The organism is Boseongicola sp. (genome assembly GCF_057460485.1).
Map to the genome: position 1 here is coordinate 1 of NZ_JBVCWP010000312.1, position 4,251 is coordinate 4,251.

2 protein-coding genes are annotated in these 4,251 nt (G+C 58.0%); both read right to left on the minus strand.

Going from position 1 to position 4,251, the window contains the following annotated elements:
• Positions 1 to 982 precede the first annotated feature (982 nt).
• Complete coding sequence (locus AC221Y_RS21000; RefSeq protein ID WP_486708302.1) at positions 983 to 1,666, minus strand: DUF6629 family protein; 684 nt, start codon at positions 1,664 to 1,666, stop codon at positions 983 to 985.
• Between the two features lie 1,272 nt (positions 1,667 to 2,938).
• Positions 2,939 to 4,084, minus strand: a complete 1,146-nt coding sequence (locus AC221Y_RS21005; RefSeq protein WP_486708303.1) for a carboxymuconolactone decarboxylase family protein — start codon at positions 4,082 to 4,084, stop codon at positions 2,939 to 2,941.
• Between the last annotated feature and the right edge of the window lie 167 nt (positions 4,085 to 4,251).

Here is a 4,251-nt window from a genome sequence, read left to right on the forward strand (position 1 = left end):
CAAGTTTCGTCATGCGAATAGTGGCCTCTTCATCTTCCTGACAGGTTCTCACAAAAACCTGGCGGAAGTTTGAAGATGGGCAAAGAAACCGGGAATTCAATGCCTTGGTGAACAATTGGTAGCGGAGGAGCGAATCCGCCGTAATCAACCATTCCTGAAAATTGAGCTATAGGTTCAAATCCCGGGCTGGATTCGCTCAAGAACGTACCAAGTGGACGCTGAGGCGGTCGGCCTAAGTTGACTGCGGCCACGCTCATCGTGTCCGCTCCTGAGGGTAAAGCGGACATGCCTGCTCCGCTCACCGATGTCCGCTAATGACCCAAAGCGGACATTTCATCAGAACGTGTTCTTGTAGATTTTGCCGTTCTTCATGATCAGCCGCATGGTTTCGATTTCTACCGCCTTGCGCTTTGTTGAGCCTGTCCATTGATACCCATTGCTACAATGGTCATAGGCGGACAAAACAAGGGTCTGGGTATTCTCATACCTGTACCCCCGCAATGTCCGCGTAAGCCCCCCCAAACCCGCAGAAATCAAGGCTTTAATTTGCCGTTGTCGGAGGGGGTACACCCCTTCTTGATCCGCCGATCCTTGCGAGCAGCGTAGAAGGCTTTGATCTCGGCCATAAGGCGCTCGCCTGCGTTGGCGGACTCGATGCCGCAATCCTTTAATGCCCCACTTTCCTGGACCGCCGGAGCCGTTGCAGCTTCTCTCAGGCAGCGCGCTACGCGCGCCATTAGGGAGTGGATGACGAGCGTGCAGTGACAACCTATGTCTGCTCTTGGGTGCAGAACAGACATAGCTCACCCACATAGGGTTCAGGAGTCGCAAAAACGGACGGGCAGGGGCAGATTGGGGAAGGGCATCCAGCCAAATACTTTGTATCGCGATGATGAGCCGGTCGCCCAAGGCGCGGCTGTAGTTGCCTTGCTCGATCGCGGTCACGATGCCGGCGATCTTCCGCTCGATGCCGAATTCTCCATTAGGCAGCGCTGGGTTCGGTCGGCTCCGACTTGAGTTCCACGCGTACGATGTAGAGAACGTAGAGGGACAAGATGGCCGCGAAAAAGCACCAAACGGAGGTGAACGCATAATCAAAAAACAGATTGGCGGCGATCACCGAAACCAACATCAGCATGGCAAATATCCTTATTTGCCTGGCAGAGCAGATGAATAGAGAGGCGACAATTATCGCGGCATAGATGACCCGAAGAATCTGCCGGTTCACGATACCGTCATAGATCAGCGTGATCTTGTAGACGATCGAGTGGTGAACCACCGCCACGCTGAGCCAGTCCTCGTTCAGCAGGATGGGCAGGAAAAGCGATGCGCCGTATAGTCCGCCCAGAACTGCAAGGGCGGCGAGAATGCGCTTCCGGTGCGCATCGGATTCCAGCGCAAGAATCGACATCGGTACCCAGAACAGCCAGAAAAAGTGGGAGAAGAACAAAAATCCCCGCGATGCCGCGCCGATCAGCGCCTGGTCGCCGGACGATATGCCGATCCACAGGACCCCCTCGACCGCCTGCTGCAGCCCAAACGCCAGGGGGTAGGCCGCGAACGGCATCCATCTCGCGTCCTCGCGCCTCGCCCTGTTCAGGCAATAAATCCCCAACGGCAGCAGAGGCGCCGCCACCGCGAAACTTGCTGTCGCGGAAAAACACATCCCGTCTGAAATCCTCTGGATCGCCCGTACAGAACATAGACTAAGCAGCCAAAACAAGGATAGAGCCGCGCACAGCGGCCTCGCCCCGTGGAATGACTACCGCGCGACCAGCTCGCTCGCTTAACCGTAGTCACCTGTGGTCTGAGAAATTGAAACCGGCATGGACTATTCTGGCCAAGCAACGTTGAAATTGACGACGCAAGATCCCAGATCTGATTAGAGGTCTTACCGTGAAACGGTTTGTGCTTTTCTTATTTCTGGTAGGCGTCGCTGCCTATCTGCTTACTCCCCCGCCTAAACTGGCGGAGGACGCATCAGAGGTTGGTTCAAGCGTCCAAGCCGTGGCCGATCGTCAGGTCAGAGAACCGCTTAGTTCCTCGTGGGGCTCGAGCCTCCAGTCCTTGAGGCAAGAGAAGGAAGCAGCGCGCGAGAAAGATCAACAGCCCTTGCCCCGAGAAACCGCCGCTTCCTTGCCACGGCAACAGCCTGTTGACGAAGGGGCGCAGCCTACGCTCGCCGCCCAATTGTCAGCCCGCGCGGATCAAGCATCGACCGTGAGCATAGGCGACCCCGGACTAGAGCCAATTGAGTGGGTCAGGATGAGCCAGGCCGTAAGGGCGCGCGGCGAGACGTCTGTGTCTTCACCTGGTCTTCGACCTTATCCCGCCGGTTCAAAAGCGCAAGTTGTCGGCCGAGCAAATGGGTGGGTCCAATTACTGGACCCGGCGACCCAGGAGCGGGGCTGGGTCTATCACAGTTACCTTGTCTCAGCTGACGAGCCCACCGCAGCGGAACCTAGGTCGGTCAAGCCACCGCCTGTCAAGGTCGCTTCGCCAACATCACACGAGCCGACTGGGACCGCCGAGCCTGCGCTTCGCACATCAGACGCCATTAGAGTGACGAAGGCGCAAAAACCGCGTGATAGACGGGCTCGACGCCTCGAGAGAAGGCGCGCGCGCGGACTGTTTAAACGCCGCAAATCTCAACGAGCGTGGGCGCTTGGTCCAGCACAGTAACAACAACCGCGGAATGTCCACGTTGGGTCACTAGCGGCCCTCGTGCCGTGGCTGGGCCACGTCTGGTTCGATGGGGCAGGGTCAGAGCCCGGATAGCGAGCATTTCACATCCATCGTCGATAGGAACGGCTGGCCTTCGATAGGGCGGGCATGAATCAGAGAACTCTTGCGGGTCCAATGACCCAAAGCGGACGCCCTTAATAAGGGTGAAAAGGCATGGCGCCGGAGACCCCGGCTACGGTGCCATGCCGTATGACTATGCGGCCAGCGCGTTGGCGACTGGATGATTGAACGTCGTTACCCCGGGTTTGCCGAAGGGGAGACCAGCGGCTGTTTTTGCCGCGACGATCTGGGTGAAGCGACGAGCGGCGGTAAAGGATGCCCAAGCCAGGATGCGGATGAAGCGCTCCTCGTCCCGGTCCTCATCCAATACTGCCTGGGCCATTCGTTCATCGACCTGGTAAGGTGCCTTGGCGAGAACGATCGCCAGCTTGGCGATGTCCCGATCCTCTCCTTGAAGCTCAGCGACGTCTGCGTCGGCCCATGAACGGCTGATAGGCATTGGTTCGCCGTCCCAGTCCTGCAACGCAGTTTCAACCGTCCGCCTTACCGGATTGGAAATCACACCCTCGGCGTTGCGCTCGACTGCCGCAGTCCAGCGCGCGAGCGCGTCGGCGACGCGGGCGTTGGGCTTGGCCCAGGCCATGTCCTCTGGCAGCGGTGCCGGCGGCAACAAGGGCAGCGCCCGCCCGGGCTCCAGCGTAAGCCGACGTGTCACCTCAAGCTCCGAGCCGAATAGTCTCAGTGTCAGTGACTTAAGTGTCCGTAGACCAAAGGGGGCATTGACTGGCGAGTCTTGCATGACGACGTGGCTGAAACGGTTGATGTCGCTCATGCCCATCAACGTGCCAAAGACCTCCGGGAGTTGGTCCGCCGTGAAGGGCGTCGGTGGAATGTCAGTATTGCCCGGCGCGGCGATCGCCCTCACCCACTCCAGACATTCGCGCAGGCGCGCATCAGTCTCGGGCAGAGCATTCTGCTCGAAGATGTCGCCAGCGGCTTCGTGCTCTCCTCCGGCGTGAACGAGGCTGACCAGCATGTCCTCGCAATAGGGGCAATCGTTAACCTGCGAGAGGACTGCACTGACCGCGTCCTTTGTCGTCCGGTCAACTTTATCCTCGACAAGCATGGCCTCGCGCCCACCTGTCCAGATGGCGGCCATCAGTTCGGGGACTTTCGAGCGGCTCGTCAGGGAACCATTTTTGAAGAAGTCTTCTCGGATCATGTTATAGACTTGCTTCGTCAGCCCTTCCGCTTGTCGGGTCGGCACGGCGCTGACGAAACGCATGGTCTTTACCGAGAGAGTGTCGAACAACCAGAATCTGAGTTTTGACGGCAACATGGTTCTGCTCCTTGGATTGAGTTGAACTGTGCCATTACCATCTCGGAAGCGGGACCATCTTTTCCAGTCTAAAATATGTACTAATAAGCGCCGGCGCTGGACTCAGCGGTCACCTTCTGAATCCCCTAATGTGCGCTGAAATAGGCTATTAAATGTGCATATCTTGC

Excerpts from the sequence above, each read along its gene's own strand:
- AC221Y_RS21000 (WP_486708302.1), bottom strand. The coding sequence starts at position 1,666 with ATGTGTTTTTCCGCGACAGCAAGTTTCGCGGTGGCGGCGCCTCTGCTG.
- AC221Y_RS21005 (WP_486708303.1), bottom strand. The coding sequence starts at position 4,084 with ATGTTGCCGTCAAAACTCAGATTCTGGTTGTTCGACACTCTCTCGGTA.